This window comes from Klebsiella sp. F11, assembly GCF_056712265.1.
The window spans coordinates 1-18,030 of record NZ_CM160060.1 but is presented as its reverse complement, the minus strand read 5'-3'; the positions used below and the strand labels follow the sequence as shown (position 1 = coordinate 18,030).

Below are 18,030 nucleotides of genomic sequence, written 5' to 3'. Positions count from 1 at the left end.
TTACCCATCATCCAACATGCAATGTCGGTGCGATTCGTGATCGCTTTCATGGTTTTAATAACCGCAATGTTGTCTACTTTTTTAATAAAAAATAGACAACAACAATTCCACCCAACATGGGGCTGAAAAAAAATCAGCATATACGCATGTAATTTAATGTTTTTTAATACGAAACAGAGGTTTGATAATCACCTCTGTTACTGAAATAGAGGTCTACTGGTGATCTAAAAATCGATTGCGGAAAGATTGCGTCTGCGGCTCAATTCATCGGATTTCAACATCGGCAGCCCTCTGCCGGGAGAGAAAAAGCTGGCGCAGGAGTTTGGCGTCGCGCGGATGACCATTCGCAAAGCCATCGACCTGCTGGTGAACTGGGGGCTGGTGGTGCGGCGGCACGGAAGCGGCACCTACGTCGCGCGCAAAGACCTGCACCACGAAACGACCAACCTTACCGGCCTCGCCGAAGTGCTGCGCCAGCAGGGGAAAGAGGTGGTCAGTCAGGTACTGGTTTTCGAGGTAATGCCCGCCCCACCGGCGATTGCCAGCCAGCTGCGGATTCAGATTAACGAGCGGATCTATTTCTCGCGACGCGTGCGCTACGTTGATGGGAAGCCCCTGATGCTGGAAGACAGCTATATGCCGGTAAAACTGTTTCGTAATCTGTCGCTGGTGCATCTGGAGGGGTCAAAATTTGACTACATCGAGAAGGAGTGCGGGCTAACGATAAGCGGTAACTACGAGAGCCTCTCTCCGGTGCTGGCGGACAGGCAGCTGGCGCAGTCAATGAACGTGCCGGAGCAGACGCCGCTGCTGCGTGTCACCTCGCTCTCCTACAGCGACAGCGGCGAATTTCTCAATTACTCGGTTATGTTTCGCAACGCCAGCGTGTATCAGGTGGACTACCATTTGCGCCGCGTCCACCTCGATGGCCCGTTAGCCTATCCCCCAGAACAGCACGGCGAGGAGCTGCGGGGTGATGATGCGTAAAAACATCACCAGCGGATAGACCGTGGCATACGACAGCGCCGCCGCGCCGCTGGTGGCGTGCAGGTTGTTGGCGAAAGCCAGCGCCGGCGGATCGGTCATAGAACCGGCCAGCATGCCGCAGAGGGTCAGATAGTTCATCTTCAGCAGCATTCGCGCCAGAATACCCACCGTCAGCAGCGGAATGCCGGTGATGAAAATACCGTAGGCTATCCAGTTCAGGCCGTCGCCGCGAGTCAGCGTCAGGATAAAATCACCACCCGACTTCAGACCAACCACCGCCAAAAACAGCACGATCCCAAGCTCGCGCAGCGCAAGGTTGGCGCTGGGCGGCATAAACCAGTACAGCTTGCCGATGCTGCCGATTCGCCCGAGGATCAGCGCCATAATCAGCGGCCCGCCGGCCAGCCCCAGCTTAAGCGCGACGGGAAAACCGGGAATAAACAGCGGGATAGAGCCCAGCAGCACCCCTAAACCAATGCCGATAAATACCGGCAGCATCTGGACCTGCTGCAGTTTTTGCTGCGCGTTACCCAGCTCGGCGGCAACCGCGTCAATCGCCTCCGGGCGCCCGACCAGGTTAAGAATATCGCCAAACTGCAGGCTGGCATGGCTGCTGGCCACCAGCTCCACGCCGGCGCGATTAAGCCGCGAGATAACCACGTCATAGCGCTGCTTAAAGTTGAGATCGCGGATTTTCTTGCCGAGGATCTTCTCGCTGGTCACCACCACCCGCTCAACTTTCAGGTCGGTACCGCGAGTGGAAAGCGAGGTGGAAACCTCCTTGCCGATCACCAGCTGCGCATTGTGTAAATCCTCCGGGCGCCCCACCAGATGCAGCAGGTCTCCGGTCTGGATCAGCGTGCCGGGAGCCGGGACCATCAGCAGCTCATCGCGCTTCAGGCGCGAACAGATCAGCCTGTCGCTATTGAGCATCGGTACGTCCTGAATCGCCATATTATTCAGGTTAGGGTTTTCAACGCGAACGTTAATCGTCTGCAGCAGCGCATGGCCGTTGCCGCTGCTCTCATCAAACTGTTGCGCCTCTTTGTCGACGTTGACGCGAAAGAACAGGCGCACCAGCCACATGGTGAGCAAAATGCCGCAAATGCCAAACGGATAGGCCATGGCATAGCTCATCCCCATCTGATCTACCATATCGAGCGGCACGCCAAGGTCGCGCAGGATCTGCTGCCCGGCGCCCAGCGCCGGGGTATTGGTGACCGCCCCGGAGAAAATACCGAGCACTATCGGCAGCGGGATATTAAAAAGCTTATGCAGTACCGCGGTCACCAGACCGCCGAGGATCACGATGAGGATGGCAAAGAGATTGAGGCGCAGACCTGAGACGCGCAGAGAGGCGAAGAACCCCGGCCCGACCTGAATACCGATGGTATAGACGAAGAGGATCAGGCCGAATTCCTGAATAAAGTGCAGCATGGGGCCGCTGAGGGTAACGCCTGCCTGATCGACAAAGTGGCCGACGATGATACCGCCAAACAGCACGCCGCCAATGCCAAAACCCACGCCGCGAATTTTGACATTGCCGATCCACAATCCGACAACCGCAACCAGCGCCAGGACGCTGACGGTCAATGCTATATCACTCATCGTGTTTTCCCTGTGAATAACATTAGTAATGACAGGGATTATGGCCCAACCCTCCGGGCCTGTATGCAGCCTGGCGCACAATAATCAGCGGGTCATCGCAAGCGCGTAGCGGGTATTTCTGGCGGTCATTGCAGCGCGGGAGGGCAAAAAAAAGCCCCGCAGAATCGGGGCTTTGATGGTCTTGCCAAATTAGCTGTCGAGCGCCGGGCGCTCGCTAATCGCGATCCGCTGCGGGACAACCGCCTCCGGTTCATTGCGGGTGAGGTCGATATGCAACAAGCCGTTGTTGAAGGTGGCTCCGGAGACTTCCATATTTTCGGCCAGCGTAAAGCTGAGGCTGAAGGCCTGGCTTACCTGCCCCTGATGCAGCCACTTCGTCTCTTTGTCCGCCTGCTGCGGCGCGCCTTTCACGCTCAGGCGCGTCCCCTCCAGCTGAATGTCCAGATCTTCCTGACGGAAACCGGCCAGCGCAAGGGTAATGCGATAGTGGTTATCGTCGCTTTTTTCGATGTTATAAGGCGGGAAGCTCTGGCTTTCACCGGCGGTTTGCAGAGCGTTGGCCAGTTTGTCAAAACCGATCCATTGACGCAGCAGCGGGGATAAATCGTAGTTACGCATAGTGTGTTTCTCCTTCTAAGAAGCGAGTGAATACCGCAGGTTTGATAACCCGCATCTGCCCCCTGACGGCGAGCAAGTTTCAATAGCGGGCCGCGCGGGCGACCCAACGGGATTAGTTGATTTCGATACGGCGCGGTTTATCCGCTTCCGGGATCACGCGTTCCAGTTCGATATACAGCAGACCGTTCACCAGGTTCGCGCCGCGGATGTGGATGTTTTCCGCGATCTGGAATTTACGCTCAAAGTTGCGCTCGGCAATGCCCTGATAGAGGTAGGTACGCTCTTGCGGCTCGCCGGCATGGGCGCCTTTGACGATCAGCAGATTATCCTGGGCGGTGATCTCCAGTTCGCTTTCGGCAAAGCCGGCAACGGCGATCGCAATGCGATAATGGTTTTCGTCTACCAGCTCAACGTTGTACGGAGGGTAGCCGCCATTACTTTGGCTCTGATTGTTTTCTAACAGATTAAAAAGGCGGTCAAAACCAATAGCAGAACGATACAGCGGAGAGAGATCGAAATTACGCATAATAAATAGCTCCTGAAATCAGCGAGAATTTTATGACCTTCCATCATGGACAGGTCGTTATTACCCGGAATACCCCGCAGGCGTATTCTCATTGGGCCACGTTTCTAAAATGGGTTTCCCGGCGCGTTTTTCAAGACGAATGCCGCAATTTTTTTTGCAGTTTGCCGACGATTGCTTAGACTGGGGGTAGCACAAAAAGCAAAATGCGATGCCTGCCACAGTGCGGCGTAATAACGCTATGCATTCAGAGGATGGCCCGATATAACCGATAAATGGTTATCTCAATGCCCGAAACAATAATGGAAGAATGATGAAAAGCGGTCTGTTAAAGCTGGTCCTGTTCGGTGGAATGGTAGGCTTGAGCGGTTGCTCCAGCGTGATGTCTCATACCGGCGGCAAGGAAGGAACCTACCCGGGAACGCGAGCCAGCGCGCAGATGCTGGGCAACAGCGATGCCAACTGGGGCACCAAATCCCTGGTAGCGCTGGATATGCCCCTCACCGCGGTGATGGATACGCTGCTGCTGCCGTGGGATATGTTCCGTACCGATAGCTCGATAAAATCGCGCGTAGAAAAAAGCGAACAAGAGTCGCTGGCGACCAATTCGGTTATCCCGCCAGCGTCAATGCCAAATCCTTGATCTAACGCGTAACCTCGGTGGTCCACAGCTGACGATAGCCGTCCACCTCCGCCATCCATGCCAGATATTTGCCATCCGGCGAAAAGACGATCGCATCCGCCGAAGGCGCGCTTTCCCCCTCGGCCGTTAAAAAGGTTACCGCGCCCGACCGGGCGTCACAAAGCGCAATCCGATTATCCAGCACGAATCCCAGCCATTCGCCCGACGGGTGCCAGTTAAACGCAGACTGAATATCGGAACGATTAGCGGTGAGCTGTCGCAGGCTGCTACCCTGCGGCGAAATCAGCCACAGCTGAACCACGCCGGCGTCATCGCGCATCAGAAACGCAATCTCCGTCGCCTGCGGATTAGCCCGCACCCAGTGGCGCGGCGCGGTGGCTAATCCCGGATAGCGACGGTCATGGGTAAAGGTCAGGCGCCGCTGCATCACTCCGGCCGGCGGCGCGGGGAGCATCGTATCGGTTCCCGCCAGCGGCGCATCGCCCTGCAGCTTCCAGCCTTGTTCGCTCTCCGGCAGGGCGACGATAAACAGCTCGGGAACCTTTTCCCCCTCTGCCGATAGCGTGTCGCCAATAAAGGCCAGGGCATGGTTACCGACCCAGCCCTCTTCATAGGCGCGGTTGATTTCATCGCTGCCCGGCGTCGGCTCAGCCGTCGTCCGGCTGACCAGCACGCACCAGTGGCTGCCGCCATATTCACGCGGATGCTGTCCACGCGGTACCACCGGGCCATAGGGCACGGCCACCCCAACGTTGCGCAGATCCAGCGCCAGCGAGCGCTCGTGCAGCACGTGATCGTTATAGGTAAAGCTCACCCGCTGGCCGTCAGGGCTGTAAACGTGGACGTGGCTACCGCCGCGCAGCGCGCCCGCGGTATAAGGTGCGGTGATATCCATCGCGTCGAGGTTATGACACTCGCCCTGAAACGACACTACGCCGCGGCGGTGGTGGAAATCATAATGCCAGCTTTCGTCCGGCCGTTCAGGCCCGTGAATAAAGACGTAGGCATCTTTCGTCGGATGAACGGTCACCACCCCAACGTGAGCGCCCTGTTGCGCGCGATAGATAGTCTCTACCGCGCCGGTGTGGACGTTGACCCGCTCAATCGTCTCCCCGGTGAAGGAGGCCCCGGAAGGGCGGACGTCAAAAACCAGCCACTGGCTGTCCGCAGTCCAGACGCGCGTATTGGTCAACTGATGATGACGAGAGGCAAAAGTGATTTGTTTCATAGGACTACCCTGATGCACGGCGTTCGCATCAGGGTATAGTATCGGCAAGAATTAGCCTACACGTTTAATATCGCCCACCAGCACAATGTAGGAAAGCGCGCCAATCAGAGCCACGACGGCAATATAAACCAGAGCAGGAGCAAAGCCATATCCCTGCGCCAGATAGCCAATAACCAGCGGAACGGTAATCCCGCCCAGACCGCCGACAAAGTTAAACACGCCGCCGGTCAGGCCAATCAGGCGCATCGGCGCCAGCGATGACACCAGTGACCAGGTGATAGAAGCAAAGCCGTTACCGAAGAAGGCGATGGCCATCAGGGTCATAATCCATACCGGATCGTTGGTGTAATTCGCGCCGATAATACAGGTCGAGATCAGCAATCCACAGATAATGGGCGTTTTACGCGCGGCGCCCAGCGACACGCCTTTTCGCACCAGCCTGTCCGCCAGCCAGCCCGAGAGCAGCACGCCAACGAACGCGGCAAGGAACGGCACCGTGGTCATAAAGCCCGCTTTTAGCGCGGTAATCCCCTTTTCCTGAGTCAGGTAGTTGGGGAACCAGGTCAGGAAAAACCACAGCGTGGAGGTGACGGCAAACTGCCCGAGGTAGACGCCGACCAGCTTACGATGGAATACCAGCTTCCAGTCGGCCGCGGTCATCGACTGTCGCGCCTCTTTTTGGACCGGCGCATCGCCGTCCACCAGGCCGCCGCCGTCGCGGATATAGTCCAGCTCGGCTTTGCTGATGCTTTTAGTCAGGCGCGGAGGCTGGTAAACCTTGAACCAAACTAACGACCAGACAATACCGATAGCGCCGGTGACGATGAACACCCAGTGCCAGCTCAGCAGCTCCTGGATCCAGATCAGCAGCGGCGTCAGGAACGCCAGCCCAACAAACTGACCGGAGGTATAGAAGCCGACCGCCGATGCGCGCTCATGCTCCGGGAACCAGCTGGTCACCATGCGGTTATTGGTCGGGAAAGCCGGGGCTTCAAACACGCCCGTAATCGCTCGCAGACCAATCAGCGACATCAGCCCCGTGGCAAAGCCCTGAAATAGCGTCGCCACCGACCAGCCAAAAATGGCAATAAAGTAGGTCATTCGCGAACCGACGCGGTCGAGGAACCAACCGCCGGGAATTTGACACAGCGTATATAGCCAGGCAAAAGCAGAAAAAATATAGCCCATTTCCGTTTTGCTAATCCCAAACTCTTCCTGAATATGCGCTGACGCGACGGCAAGGTTAGCCCGGTCAACGTAGCAAATAACAACGGTAATAAAGATCATAACCAGCGTCAAATAACGACGGCGCCCGGTTTTTGCAGCTGTCACTGATATATCCATAGCAATCTGTCTCCAGATTTTGGGCATAGCGAAACCGCTCACCATGCCCTGTAATTACAGAGGGTTTATTTGAATTTTTTTTAATAGCTTAAGCGTAATGCGCTAAATAATTTGTGCCGGGGAAAGGCGGCGAATTTTCGCATTCCCAGGAGCATACGTTTGTATGTGACTGGGGTAAGAAAATACAGCCAACGCATCACCGGTACAAAGTATGACGGACATTACCATTCGGCGACGGAACCATCCTCATGACGCCACAATGGGTTACGCCAGTCCGGCGCATTTTTACTGAGCTCAATCACTCTGGCTTCGTCAATTTCCACTCCCAGCCCAGGCTTCATTAACGGTTTAAAGAAGCCGCCTTCCATACTGAAGTCTTCTTTATTTTTCACAAAGTCGAGCAGCTCCGCGCCCTTGTTGTAGTGGATACCCATGCTTTGCTCCTGGAGAACCGCATTGCGTGAGACGAAATCGACGTGCAGGCAGGCGGCCAGGGCGATCGGACCCAGCGGGCAGTGCGGCGCCAGCGCCACATCATAGGCCTCAGCCATGCCGGCAATTTTATAGCATTCGGTAATGCCGCCCGCATGCGACAGGTCCGGCTGCAGAATGGCCAGACCGCCCGCTTCCAATACCCGCTTGAATTCGAAGCGCGAGAACATACGTTCACCCGCCGCGAGTGGAATATGGGTTTGCGCCGCCAGTTTCGGATAATATTCCGCCTGCTCTGCCAGCACCGGTTCCTCAATAAATAGCGGGCGATACGGTTCCAGCTCTTTAATCAGCACCCTGGCCATCGGCGCGCTGACGCGGCCGTGGAAATCAAGACCAAACTCAATTTCATTGCCGAAGGCTTCGCGAATTTGCGCCACGGTATTGACCGCTGCGTCTACCGCGCGGGAATTATCAATAACCCCCATCTCTTCGCAGCCGTTTAATTTGAAGGTATCAAAACCAATCCCGCGCAGCTTTTTAATACCATCGATAACTTCCGCCGGGCGATCGCCGCCGACCCAGCTGTAGGCTTTAATTTTGTCGCGCACCAGGCCTCCCATCAGCTGCCATACCGGAGCATTGAGCACTTTGCCTTTGATATCCCACAGCGCCTGATCGATGCCGGCAATGGCGCTCATCAAAATGGGGCCGCCGCGATAGAAGCCGGCCCGGTACATCACCTGCCACAGGTCGTTAATACGCGCCGGGTCCTGGCCAATCAGGTACTCCCCCAGCTCGTGCACCGCCGCTTCGACGGTACGCGCGCGCCCTTCAATGACCGGCTCGCCCCAGCCAACGACGCCTTCATCGGTTTCAATTTTCAGGAACATCCACCGCGGAGGTAAACGGTAAGTAGTCAGTTTGGTTATTTTCATTGCACTGCCTCTCGATACGCTTTAACAAATGCGGCCGCCTGCTGCGCGGTGCGCTCGACGGACTGTCCGGCGCGATAAAGATCGCTCCCCAGCCCGGCGCCGGCACAGCCGGCATCAATCCATTGCGCCAGGTTCTCCGGCGTTACGCCACCGACGGCGAAGACGGGAACCTCTGGCGGTAAAACAGCCTTCAGCGCCTTGATATAATCCGGGCCAAACGCGGAGGACGGGAACACCTTCAGCGCGCCGGCCCCCGCATCGAGCGCGGTGAAAGCCTCCGTGGCGGTAGCGCATCCGGGGCAAACGGTCATGCCGTAGCCCACCGCGCGGCGAATGACCTCAGCGTGAATATTGGGCGTAACGATTAGCCGACAGCCCATCTTCGCCAGCTCGTCAACCTGCTCCGGCTGCAGCACGGTGCCTGCGCCAATCAGCGCCCGATCGCCAAACGCCTCGACGATGGCCGGAATACTTTGCTGCCAGCGGGGAGAATTCAGCGGAATTTCGACGGCATCGAAGCCCGCGTCGATAACGGCGCCAACGTGCGCCAGCGCCTCTTCCGGCGTGATGCCGCGCAGAATAGCGATCAGCGGAAGCTTAGTTTGCCACTGCATATGCGATGCTCCTTATTTAGACAAAATCATTCAGACTGCGTCGGGACAGCGGGCCCGGGCATCCCCGGTCGCCGGCTCAATTCAGCGAGCGGGCGCGGCCGATAAGGAGGCCGACTGGATGATGGACTGGATACCCGCCTGGAAAGCCGTATCGCCGGAAATAACCGTCGCCTGGCGGCCAAATGCGGCCAGCGCCTGCTGATAGCGGTTCGCCAACGCTTCTCCGGCCACGATGGTTATCTGCTGGTCAATCACGCTTTCGCTCATGGTGGCAACCTCGGCGCCAATCAGCAGACCGGATAAAAAATCGCTGACGTGCTCGCGCGGTAGCGTGCCCAGCACGTGCGAAGCGCGAACCTGAAAAAGCTGCGCTAATACGGCGGGCGAGATCAGCCCGCGCTCGAGGCCGGCGGAAAACGCCTCCGCAGAGGTTTCCTGCTGCGGCAGGCCGGCGCCCACCAGCGAATGTTGCAGCAGTAAATGATGCAGTTCACCGGTCATCACGGTGCGAAAATCAACAATTTGCTCGCCATCGGCCTGCACCCATTTGCAGTGGGTGCCGGGCATCACGTAGACGGAAGAAGGAGCGATCGCGCGTGCGCCAAGCAGCTGCGTCTCTTCGCCGCGCATCACGTTGCGGTTATCGTCCCGGGAGACGCTAAGGCCGGGAACGATCCAGATATTGTCGCCAACGGCGGTTAACTGTTGGCAAATAGCCGAAAAATAGACCGGAACCGGTAAATATGGGGCGATCTTCCAGCCCACGTTGCTGCCGACCATTCCCGCCATCACCGCCGGCGTGGCTTCATCGCGCCAGTTTTCGGTGATCTCGCTAAACACCGCGGCCGGGGACCTGCCGTTGAGGCGGGTGACGCCTGCTTCCGACCGCCTGCTCTCCAGGCACCTGTCGCCCTCAAAAAGCCAGGCGCGCAGGTTGGTCGATCCCCAGTCAATTGCGATGTAGCGTGATGTCATGTGATTTCCTTCAGCCTTCGTGTTGAGCTGGCGATCATGGTGAGCGCCGCCTGCTCCGCCGCTTCGCTATCCTGATGCCGGATGGCATCAAACAGCGCCTTATGTTCCTGGAGGGTCTTCGGCATGTTGCCTTCATCGCCCATCCAGGTTCGTTCAAATACCGCTCTCTGCAGCGAGCTGATTGCCACGCTCAGCTGCTGTAACACCGGGTTATGTACCGACTGCAGCACCGCTTCGTGATAGCGAATGTCGGCTTCGTTAAAGGCGTCCCGGTCCTGGTTATTGGCAATCATCTCGTTGAGCGCGTCTTCGATTTGCGCTAAATCGCCCGAGGTTGCGCGTTCCGCCGCCCAACGGGCGATGGCCGGCTCTACCAGGTTTCGCACTTCGCTCATCGCGCCAATCAGGCGCGGGTCGTAATCATTCTCCAGCACCCACTGCAGCACCTCAGTATCCAGGTAGTTCCAGTGGTTACGCGGTGCGACGAAGGCGCCGCGATAGCGCTTCATTTCTATCAGCCGCTTGGCCATCAGGGAGCGAAACACTTCGCGAATAATGTTGCGTGAGGTTTCAAACTCTTCACACAGCTCCGCTTCCGCCGGCAGCGCCGAGCCGGGAACGTATTTGCCGCTGACGATCTGCTTGCCCAGCGTGATAACGATGCGATCGGTTTTATTGAGAGTCATGGAGAGTCCTTGTGCTCTGTATGTACTGCTCTACTTTACCGTGACCGCCGGATTTCGCCTCAACTTTGTAGTACTAACGTGATAGCACTCATCATTGCCCGTGACCACAATGTAGTACAACAATACCGTGTTGTACTACAATTTAGATCACAAAAACGACAATTGATGATAAGAATATTAATGGCGGGGAAACGGCAGGCATAAAAAAACCCGCGAGGGTCGCGGGCTGATTTCCAGGGAAGAGGGCTTAATTTAGAACATATTTTTCAATGGCATACGCCACGCCGTCTTCAAGGTTTGATTTGGTAATAAAGTTTGCCGCTTCTTTAACGGTCGGTATCGCGTTATCCATCGCCACGCCGACGCCGGCGAACTCGATCATCGCAATATCATTTTCCTGATCGCCAATCGCCATGATCTCTTCCTGCTTGATATTCAGCGCATCGGCCAGCGACTTCACTCCGGTGCCTTTATTGACGCGCTTATCGAGGATCTCAAGGAAGTATGGCGCGCTTTTCAGCACGGTATATTTCTCTTTCACTTCTGCCGGAATGCGGGCGATGGCCTGGTCCAGAATCACCGGCTCATCAATCATCATCACCTTCAGCAGCTGGATGTTGGGATCCATATTTTCGGCTTCACAGAAGACCAGCGGGATGGTTGCAACGTAGGATTCATGCACCGTGTAGTAGCTTACATCGCGGTTAGCGGTATACAGCGTATTGCGGTCAAGCGCGTGGAAGTGGGAGCCGACGTCGCGGGAAAGCTGTTCCAGATAGCGGTAGTCATCATAGCTCAGCGCCGTTTGCGCAACGGTGCTGCCGTCGCTGGCCTTCTGCACTAACGCACCGTTGTAGGTGATGCAGTAGTCTCCCGGCTGCTCCATGTGCAGTTCTTTCAGGTAGCTGTGCACGCCGGCATACGGCCGACCGGTGGTCAGAACCACGTTGACGCCGCGCGCGCGCGCCGCGGCAATCGCGGTTTTAACGGCAGGAGAGATGGTATGGTCCGGCAGCAGAAGCGTGCCGTCCATATCAATTGCAATCAGTTTAATGGCCATGAGATCCCCAGGTAAGATGAGTCCTGACTCATGCTAACGCGATTCCGCTCAAAAAACAGCAACAGAAACCAGGGAAAACGAGGATGGTTTGGCAGGAGAGATTCCCCTTTTCCTGCGTAAAAAAACCCGGATGACGCCGTTGAGCGTGCGATCCGGGTTTATCAAACGCCTACCCCGGTCAGCGAAGCGCCAGACCGGGGAATCTGCGGCTTAGATATCGATATTTGCCGCTTTCAGGGCGTTTTCTTCGATAAAGGCGCGGCGCGGTTCAACGGCGTCGCCCATCAGGGTGGTGAACAGCTGGTCAGCGGCGATCGCGTCCTTAACGGTGACGCGCAGCATACGGCGGCTATCCGGGTCCATGGTGGTTTCCCACAGCTGATCCGGGTTCATCTCGCCCAGACCTTTATAGCGCTGGATAGCCAGGCCGCGACGGGACTCTTTCACCAGCCACTCCAGCGCCTGCTCGAAGCTGGCAACCGGCTGACGGCGTTCGCCGCGTTCGATAAACGCGTCGTCTTCGACCAGGCCGCGCAGCTTCTCACCCAGGGTGCAGATACGACGGTACTCGCCGCCGGTCACAAACTCATGATCCAGCGGATAATCGGTATCTACGCCGTGGGTACGGACGCGAACAATCGGCTCAAACAGCTGCTGTTCGCTGTTTTCGTGAATGTCGAATTTCCACAGGCTACCGTGCTGCTCTTTCTCATTCAGATCGGTTACCAGCGCATTCACCCAGCGCGTAACGGCCTGCTCGTCAGAAAGCTCGGCTTCGCTCAGCGTTGGCTGGTAGATAAGCTCTTTCAGCATCGTTTTCGGGAAGCGACGCTCCATGCGGCCAATCATTTTCTGCGTGGCGTTGAACTCAGCAACCAGCTTCTCTAACGCTTCGCCGGCCAGGGCCGGGGCGCTGGCGTTAGTGTGCAGGGTAGCGCCATCGAGGGCGATGGAGATCTGGTACTGATCCATCGCTTCATCGTCTTTAATGTACTGTTCCTGCTTGCCTTTCTTCACTTTGTACAGCGGCGGCTGCGCAATATAGACGTGGCCACGCTCAACGATTTCCGGCATCTGACGGTAGAAGAAGGTCAGCAGCAGGGTACGAATGTGCGAACCATCGACGTCCGCATCGGTCATGATGATGATGCTGTGATAGCGCAGCTTATCCGGGTTGTACTCATCGCGGCCGATACCGCAGCCCAGGGCGGTAATCAGCGTCGCGACTTCCTGAGAAGAGAGCATCTTGTCAAAACGGGCCTTCTCGACGTTGAGGATTTTACCCTTCAGCGGCAGGATAGCCTGGTTTTTACGGTTACGGCCCTGCTTGGCAGAACCGCCCGCGGAGTCCCCTTCCACGAGGTACAGTTCGGAGAGCGCCGGGTCGCGTTCCTGACAGTCAGCCAGCTTGCCAGGCAGGCCAGCCAGGTCCAGCGCGCCTTTACGACGGGTCATCTCACGGGCGCGGCGTGCCGCTTCGCGCGCGCGCGCGGCATCGATAATTTTGCCCACTACGATTTTGGCGTCGGACGGGTTTTCCAGCAGGTATTCATTCAGCAGCTCGTTCATCTGCTGCTCTACCGCTGATTTCACCTCGGAGGAGACCAGCTTGTCTTTGGTCTGCGAGGAGAACTTAGGATCCGGTACTTTCACGGAAACGACGGCAATCAGGCCTTCGCGGGCGTCGTCGCCGGTGGCGCTGACTTTAGCCTTTTTGCTGTAGCCTTCTTTATCCATGTAGGCGTTCAGGGTACGGGTCATCGCCGCGCGGAAGCCCGCAAGGTGAGTCCCGCCGTCGCGCTGCGGAATGTTGTTGGTGAAGCAGTAGATATTTTCCTGGAAGCCGTCGTTCCACTGCAGCGCAACTTCAACGCCGATACCGTCTTTTTCGGTGGAGAAATAGAAGATATTCGGGTGAATTGGCGTTTTGTTCTTGTTGAGATACTCAACGAACGCCTTGATGCCGCCTTCGTAGTGGAAGTGGTCTTCCTTGCCATCGCGCTTGTCGCGCAGGCGGATGGAGACGCCGGAGTTCAGGAACGACAGCTCGCGCAGGCGTTTTGCCAGAATCTCATATTCGAACTCGATCACGTTGGTGAAGGTTTCATAGCTCGGCCAGAAACGTACCATGGTGCCGGTTTTTTCGGTATCGCCGGTCACGGTCAGCGGCGCCTGCGGCACGCCGTGGGCGTACAGCTGACGGTGAACTTTATTATCGCGCTGAATCACCAGCTCCAGCTTCTGCGACAGGGCGTTAACCACGGAAACGCCCACGCCGTGCAGGCCGCCGGAAACTTTATAGGAGTTATCATCGAATTTACCGCCCGCGTGCAGTACGGTCATGATGACCTCTGCCGCCGATACGCCCTCTTCCGGGTGAATGCCGGTCGGGATGCCGCGGCCATCATCCTGTACGGAGACGGAGTTATCGCTATGGATGGTGACAACGATGTCTTTACAGTACCCTGCGAGCGCTTCGTCGATAGCGTTATCCACAACCTCGAATACCATGTGGTGCAGACCGGTGCCGTCATCCGTGTCGCCGATATACATACCCGGGCGCTTACGCACCGCATCCAGCCCTTTCAGGACTTTGATACTGGAGGAGTCATAAGAATTCGACATCAACGTTTCTCGCTCATTTAATCTTGGGTTAATCCGTTATTTTACCCTTTTCCACGGTGAACATCTTCGAATTTTTGTCCGACATGTCCATTACGTGCTCAGCGCTTATTGCGCTGACGAAAACCTGCGACTGCGTGGCTTTTAAGCGGCTGGCAAGCAGCCCGCGCCGCGCGTCATCAAGTTCCGAGGCAAAATCATCTATCAAATACAGACAGCGTCTCCCGCTTTCGCGGGTTAAAAACTCGCCCTGTGCCAGCCGTAGCGCACACATCAGGAGTTTGAGCTGTCCGCGTGACAAGGTATCTTCGACCGGCGCACCATCGGCGCGTATGCGGAAATCCGCTTTGTGCGGGCCGTGGGCGGTGTAGGTCAGCATGCGGTCACGCTCGAAGTTTCTCTCCAGCACCTCGGCGTAATCCGTTTCTTTTTCCCAGCCGCGCTGGAAAGAGAAGGTCAGAGAGAATTCAGGTAAAAACTGCTTACAGGTATCCGCCATGTCTTCGACGATAGCGGCGCTGTAATCGGCGCGCCAGCGGCTAATCTGCTCCGCCAGCGGGATCAGCTCCAGATCCCAGGGCCGAATTTGCGCATAGCGGCCGACCTGACGCAGCGCGGCGTTGCGCTGCTTCAGCAGGCGCTTCAGGTTGCTCCAGGCGGTAAAAAACCCGGCTTCATTGTGAAAGCATCCCCAGTCAAGGAAGGCTCTACGGTATTTGGGTCCGCCATTGAGCAAAGTAAACCCTTCCGGCGTAATCAGCTGCATCGGCATTAAATGCGCCAGCTCGGCGACCTTGTGCCCATCGGTACCGTCAATACGAACCTTGCTGTCGCCCAGCTTGTCTTTGGTCAGGCCGATGGCGACCTCACGCTCTGCGTCCTGTAGGCGCCCGTGCAGCACAAACGACTCCTGCTCGTGGCGGATGACGCGACCAATCTGCAAACTGCGAAACGCCCGGCCGTGGCCGAGCGTATAAATAGCTTCCAGCACGCTGGTTTTGCCGCTGCCGTTGGCGCCAACCAGGAAGTTAAAGCCGGGGGATAGGGCGAGATCCGCATTTTCGATATTGCGGAAGTCTTTAATCAGAAGTCGAGATAGCGACATATCAGCTCATAGCCAGGGCGTTATCGTCGCAGTTAGTCTGGTTACGGCCAGCGCGCAGCAACCGGAGCGTACTAAAGTACGCGAGGATTGCGAGCACTGCCCGGAGCCAGAATAACAAGTAAGATAGCCCGATATTTTCTACAACCTCATGGGCATGACGACGTAGGCTGCCGATTGCGACGCCGCATCCTCAATCTGCACGCTCGACACCGAATCGGTCAGCAAAATACGCACGTTTTCGCACTTCAGCGCATTCAGCACGTCCAGCACGTAGCTGACGTTAAAGCCGATTTCCATTTCGCTGCCGGAGTAGGAAACGTCGAGGATCTCTTCCGCCTCTTCCTGCTCCGGGTTGTTGGCGGTGATTTTCAGCTGATTTTCGCTGACGTACAGACGCACGCCGCGGAACTTCTCGTTCGACAAAATCGCCGCCCGGGCAAACGCCTGCTTGAGGATATCGCAGCCGGCGTCCAGGTGCTTATCGGGATTTTTCGGCAATACGCGGCGGTAGTCAGGGAAACGGCCATCAACCAGCTTCGAGGTAAAGATGAAGTCGCCAACGTGGGCGCGGATGTTGTTGCTGCCAATCTGCACGCGCAGCGGCGTATCGCCGCCGTCGAGCATGCGCATCAGCTCAATCACCCCTTTACGCGGCACGATCACCGAATGGTTTGGCAGCGATTCGCCCAGCGGCATCGAGCAGACCGCCAGGCGGTGCCCGTCGGTAGCCACGGTGCGCAGTTCGTCGCCTTCGGTTTCAAACAGCATTCCGTTTAAGTAATAGCGGACGTCCTGATGGGCCATTGAAAACTGGGTGGCTTCAATCAGGCGCTTCATCGTCGCCTGCGGCAGGGTGAATTCAACTTCGCTCTGCCAGTCGTCGAGATTCGGGAAATCGGCGGCAGGCAGCGTCGATAGCGAGAAGCGGCTGCGCCCGGAGCGCACCAACATCCGATCGCCTTCCAGCTGCACCGCGATCTCCGCCCCTTCAGGCAGGCCGCGGCAGATATCAAAGAATTTACGCGCCGGAACCGTCGTTGCGCCCGTTTCATGCGGTTGCATCAGCGCAACGCGCGCCACCATTTCCATCTCCAGGTCCGTGCCGGTGAGCGACAGCGCGCCTTCCGAGACCTGAAGCAGCAGGTTACCGAGAATAGGCAGCGTCGGACGACCACCTAACGGGCCGCTTACCTGTTGCAGCGGTTTTAATAAATGTTCACGTTCTACGGTAAATTTCATAGCGTCACGAGGATAATATTCTGATTAAATTGGAAAAATCTTCTTTGATATCGTGGCTTTCTTCACGCAGCTGCTCAATCTTACGACAGGCGTGCAGCACGGTGGTATGGTCGCGGCCGCCAAACGCGTCGCCGATTTCCGGCAAACTATGGTTGGTCAGCTCTTTGGCCAGCGCCATCGCCATCTGACGAGGACGCGCCACCGAACGGGAGCGGCGTTTAGACAGCAGGTCCGCTACCTTAATTTTGTAATACTCCGCCACCGTCTTCTGAATATTGTCGATAGTGACCAGCTTTTCCTGAAGCGCCAGCAGATCGCGCAGCGCTTCGCGCACGAAATCGATGGTAATCGCCCGGCCGGTAAAGTTGGCGTTCGCGATGACGCGGTTCAGCGCCCCTTCCAGCTCGCGGACGTTGGAACGTAGGCGCTTGGCAATAAAGAAGGCCACTTCCCCCGGCAGACGAATGTCGTTTTCGTCCGCTTTTTTCATCAGGATCGCCACGCGGGTTTCCAGCTCCGGCGGCTCGATCGCCACCGTCAGCCCCCAGCCGAAGCGTGATTTCAGACGATCCTCAACGCCATTGATCTCTTTCGGATAGCGATCCGAGGTGAGAATGATCTGCTGATTGCCTTCGAGCAGGGCGTTGAAGGTGTGGAAAAACTCTTCCTGCGAACGCTCTTTATTAGCAAAGAACTGAATATCATCGATCAAAAGGGCGTCGACGGAGCGGTAGTAGCGCTTAAACTCTTCGATGGCGTTGTTCTGCAAGGCCTTAACCATGTCCTGAACAAAGCGCTCGGAGTGCATATAGACCACTTTGGCGTTCGGTTTACGCGCAACGATGCCGTTACCGACCGCGTGCAAAAGGTGGGTTTTACCCAAACCGGTGCCGCCATAAAGGAACAGCGGGTTGTAGGCGCCGCCCGGGTTATCCGCAACCTGACGCGCCGCCGCGCGGGCCAGCTGGTTAGACTTACCTTCGACAAAGTTATCAAAGGTATGCTTGACGTTGACGTTGGAGCGGTAGGTCGGTTCCGCCGGAGCCGGGACGTTATCCCAGCCCGGACGCACGATAGCCGGCGCAGCGCGCGCCATCTGCACCTGCGCGGCCGGCACGGCTGCCGCGACGTTGTTTACCGCGCCGCGCTGCGGCTGTACCGCCGGTTTAGTGCCGACTTCAAACCGCAGCTGTGGGGCATCAGCACCGCAAAAATCATTGAGGAGTCCATTGATATTATTGAGGTATTTATCCCTTACCCAATCGAGCACAAAACGGTTTGGCGCATACAGTGCCAGCGTGTTATCGCTCAGTTCCGCCTGCAACGGGCGTATCCACATACTGAATTCTGTGGCTGGTAACTCATCCTGCAATCGGGCAAGACACTGCTGCCAAAGCGAAAGTGACAC

Annotated in this window: 16 protein-coding genes and 1 other annotated feature; of the genes, 2 read left to right on the top strand and 14 right to left on the bottom strand. The window is 56.9% G+C overall.

Features of this window, described 5'->3' with window-relative positions:
• Positions 1 to 234: 234 nt before the first annotated feature.
• On the top strand, positions 235 to 987 hold the full coding sequence (locus tag AC1M2H_RS00080) for a GntR family transcriptional regulator (protein WP_480152052.1): 753 nt from the start codon (positions 235 to 237) through the stop codon (positions 985 to 987).
• Here the strand turns inward: AC1M2H_RS00080 and AC1M2H_RS00075 are convergent.
• The 3 genes from AC1M2H_RS00075 to ibpA all read right to left on the bottom strand — a co-directional run bounded on the left by AC1M2H_RS00075 (position 934) and on the right by ibpA (position 3,739).
• On the bottom strand, positions 934 to 2,595 hold the full coding sequence (locus tag AC1M2H_RS00075) for a putative transporter (protein WP_480149854.1): 1,662 nt from the start codon (positions 2,593 to 2,595) through the stop codon (positions 934 to 936). The genes AC1M2H_RS00080 and AC1M2H_RS00075 overlap by 54 nt on opposite strands.
• Before the next feature lie 189 nt (positions 2,596 to 2,784).
• On the bottom strand, positions 2,785 to 3,213 hold the full coding sequence (ibpB, locus tag AC1M2H_RS00070) for a small heat shock chaperone IbpB (RefSeq protein ID WP_480149853.1): 429 nt from the start codon (positions 3,211 to 3,213) through the stop codon (positions 2,785 to 2,787).
• A gap of 112 nt (positions 3,214 to 3,325) precedes the next feature.
• Positions 3,326 to 3,739 (bottom strand): small heat shock chaperone IbpA, encoded by a 414-nt coding sequence (gene ibpA / locus AC1M2H_RS00065; RefSeq protein ID WP_480149852.1) that lies wholly within the window; start codon positions 3,737 to 3,739, stop codon positions 3,326 to 3,328.
• Positions 3,733 to 3,807 (bottom strand) — a sequence feature (ROSE (Repression Of Heat Shock gene Expression) occurs in the 5'-region of heat shock genes and acts as an RNA thermometer to modulate expression.). (Overlaps the previous gene by 7 nt.)
• Before the next feature lie 239 nt (positions 3,808 to 4,046).
• Here ibpA and AC1M2H_RS00060 point away from each other — a divergent pair.
• Positions 4,047 to 4,379: a YceK/YidQ family lipoprotein gene (locus AC1M2H_RS00060; protein ID WP_480149851.1), complete on the top strand. Its 333-nt coding sequence runs from the start codon at positions 4,047 to 4,049 to the stop codon at positions 4,377 to 4,379.
• Between the two features lies 1 nt (position 4,380).
• On the opposite strand, the gene AC1M2H_RS00055 is transcribed toward AC1M2H_RS00060, so the two are convergent.
• The 11 genes from AC1M2H_RS00055 to dnaA all read right to left on the bottom strand — a co-directional run bounded on the left by AC1M2H_RS00055 (position 4,381) and on the right by dnaA (position 18,030).
• On the bottom strand, positions 4,381 to 5,607 hold the full coding sequence (locus AC1M2H_RS00055) for a YidR family protein (RefSeq protein ID WP_480149850.1): 1,227 nt from the start codon (positions 5,605 to 5,607) through the stop codon (positions 4,381 to 4,383).
• 51 nt (positions 5,608 to 5,658) lie between these two features.
• Positions 5,659 to 6,996 (bottom strand): MFS transporter, encoded by a 1,338-nt coding sequence (locus AC1M2H_RS00050; protein ID WP_480149849.1) that lies wholly within the window; start codon positions 6,994 to 6,996, stop codon positions 5,659 to 5,661.
• Between the two features lie 176 nt (positions 6,997 to 7,172).
• The gene (gene dgoD / locus AC1M2H_RS00045; RefSeq protein ID WP_480149848.1) at positions 7,173 to 8,321 is read right to left on the bottom strand and encodes a galactonate dehydratase; all 1,149 of its coding nucleotides are present in this window, start codon (positions 8,319 to 8,321) and stop codon (positions 7,173 to 7,175) included.
• Positions 8,318 to 8,935 carry a 2-dehydro-3-deoxy-6-phosphogalactonate aldolase gene (locus tag AC1M2H_RS00040; RefSeq protein WP_426813698.1) on the bottom strand — a complete coding sequence of 206 codons (618 nt, stop codon included), beginning with the start codon at positions 8,933 to 8,935 and terminating at the stop codon, positions 8,318 to 8,320. Before AC1M2H_RS00040 ends, dgoD begins: the two co-directional genes overlap by 4 nt.
• Positions 8,936 to 9,016: 81 nt before the next feature.
• Positions 9,017 to 9,910 (bottom strand): 2-dehydro-3-deoxygalactonokinase, encoded by an 894-nt coding sequence (locus AC1M2H_RS00035; protein ID WP_480149847.1) that lies wholly within the window; start codon positions 9,908 to 9,910, stop codon positions 9,017 to 9,019.
• Positions 9,907 to 10,596 carry a D-galactonate utilization transcriptional regulator DgoR gene (gene dgoR, locus AC1M2H_RS00030; protein ID WP_480149846.1) on the bottom strand — a complete coding sequence of 230 codons (690 nt, stop codon included), beginning with the start codon at positions 10,594 to 10,596 and terminating at the stop codon, positions 9,907 to 9,909. Before dgoR ends, AC1M2H_RS00035 begins: the two co-directional genes overlap by 4 nt.
• Before the next feature lie 247 nt (positions 10,597 to 10,843).
• Positions 10,844 to 11,656: a sugar-phosphatase gene (gene yidA, locus AC1M2H_RS00025; RefSeq protein WP_045853748.1), complete on the bottom strand. Its 813-nt coding sequence runs from the start codon at positions 11,654 to 11,656 to the stop codon at positions 10,844 to 10,846.
• Positions 11,657 to 11,866: 210 nt separating this feature from the next.
• Positions 11,867 to 14,281: a DNA topoisomerase (ATP-hydrolyzing) subunit B gene (gene gyrB / locus AC1M2H_RS00020; protein WP_480149845.1), complete on the bottom strand. Its 2,415-nt coding sequence runs from the start codon at positions 14,279 to 14,281 to the stop codon at positions 11,867 to 11,869.
• Positions 14,282 to 14,309: 28 nt separating this feature from the next.
• On the bottom strand, positions 14,310 to 15,383 hold the full coding sequence (gene recF, locus AC1M2H_RS00015; RefSeq protein ID WP_480149844.1) for a DNA replication/repair protein RecF: 1,074 nt from the start codon (positions 15,381 to 15,383) through the stop codon (positions 14,310 to 14,312).
• A gap of 138 nt (positions 15,384 to 15,521) precedes the next feature.
• Positions 15,522 to 16,622, bottom strand: a complete 1,101-nt coding sequence (gene dnaN, locus AC1M2H_RS00010) for a DNA polymerase III subunit beta (protein WP_076947911.1) — start codon at positions 16,620 to 16,622, stop codon at positions 15,522 to 15,524.
• A 4-nt stretch (positions 16,623 to 16,626) separates the two neighbouring features.
• On the bottom strand, positions 16,627 to 18,030 hold the full coding sequence (dnaA, locus tag AC1M2H_RS00005; RefSeq protein WP_480149843.1) for a chromosomal replication initiator protein DnaA: 1,404 nt from the start codon (positions 18,028 to 18,030) through the stop codon (positions 16,627 to 16,629).

What these genes read in the sequence shown, in the direction of transcription:
- AC1M2H_RS00075 (WP_480149854.1), bottom strand. Translation starts at nt 2,595, where the DNA reads ATGAGTGATATAGCATTGACCGTCAGCGTCCTGGCGCTGGTTGCGGTT.
- ibpB (WP_480149853.1), bottom strand. Translation starts at nt 3,213, where the DNA reads ATGCGTAACTACGATTTATCCCCGCTGCTGCGTCAATGGATCGGTTTT.
- ibpA (WP_480149852.1), bottom strand. Translation starts at nt 3,739, where the DNA reads ATGCGTAATTTCGATCTCTCTCCGCTGTATCGTTCTGCTATTGGTTTT.
- AC1M2H_RS00060 (WP_480149851.1), top strand. Translation starts at nt 4,047, where the DNA reads ATGATGAAAAGCGGTCTGTTAAAGCTGGTCCTGTTCGGTGGAATGGTA.
- AC1M2H_RS00055 (WP_480149850.1), bottom strand. Translation starts at nt 5,607, where the DNA reads ATGAAACAAATCACTTTTGCCTCTCGTCATCATCAGTTGACCAATACG.
- AC1M2H_RS00050 (WP_480149849.1), bottom strand. Translation starts at nt 6,996, where the DNA reads ATGGTGAGCGGTTTCGCTATGCCCAAAATCTGGAGACAGATTGCTATG.
- dgoD (WP_480149848.1), bottom strand. Translation starts at nt 8,321, where the DNA reads ATGAAAATAACCAAACTGACTACTTACCGTTTACCTCCGCGGTGGATG.
- AC1M2H_RS00040 (WP_426813698.1), bottom strand. Translation starts at nt 8,935, where the DNA reads ATGCAGTGGCAAACTAAGCTTCCGCTGATCGCTATTCTGCGCGGCATC.
- AC1M2H_RS00035 (WP_480149847.1), bottom strand. Translation starts at nt 9,910, where the DNA reads ATGACATCACGCTACATCGCAATTGACTGGGGATCGACCAACCTGCGC.
- dgoR (WP_480149846.1), bottom strand. Translation starts at nt 10,596, where the DNA reads ATGACTCTCAATAAAACCGATCGCATCGTTATCACGCTGGGCAAGCAG.
- yidA (WP_045853748.1), bottom strand. Translation starts at nt 11,656, where the DNA reads ATGGCCATTAAACTGATTGCAATTGATATGGACGGCACGCTTCTGCTG.
- gyrB (WP_480149845.1), bottom strand. Translation starts at nt 14,281, where the DNA reads ATGTCGAATTCTTATGACTCCTCCAGTATCAAAGTCCTGAAAGGGCTG.
- recF (WP_480149844.1), bottom strand. Translation starts at nt 15,383, where the DNA reads ATGTCGCTATCTCGACTTCTGATTAAAGACTTCCGCAATATCGAAAAT.
- dnaN (WP_076947911.1), bottom strand. Translation starts at nt 16,622, where the DNA reads ATGAAATTTACCGTAGAACGTGAACATTTATTAAAACCGCTGCAACAG.